The sequence below is a fragment of the Corallococcus caeni genome, assembly GCF_036245865.1.
GTDB classification, from domain to species: Bacteria; Myxococcota; Myxococcia; order Myxococcales; family Myxococcaceae; genus Corallococcus; species Corallococcus caeni.
In genome coordinates, this window is record NZ_BTTW01000130.1 from 1 (window position 1) to 267 (window position 267).

A 267-nucleotide genomic window follows, 5' to 3' on the forward strand; every position below is an offset into this window, starting at 1 on the left:
CATTGACAACCAGGAGGTTGGCTTAGAAGCAGCCATCCTTTAAAGAAAGCGTAATAGCTCACTGGTCAAGACAGGCCGCGCCGAAAATGTAACGGGGCTCAAGACTAGTGCCGAAGCTTCGGGTCATGCGCGTCAGGCGCGTATGGCGGTAGGGGAGCGTCCCAGTTGCAGCGAAGGTGGACTGAAAAGGCCGCTGGAGCGACTGGGAGTGCTGATGCCGAAATGAGTAGCGATAAAGGGGGTGAGAAACCCCCTCGCCGTAAACCC

1 rRNA gene is annotated in these 267 nt (G+C 56.9%); it reads left to right on the plus strand.

The window, feature by feature from the left end:
* Positions 1 to 267, plus strand: a 23S ribosomal RNA gene (locus tag AABA78_RS39125); the annotation flags it as partial.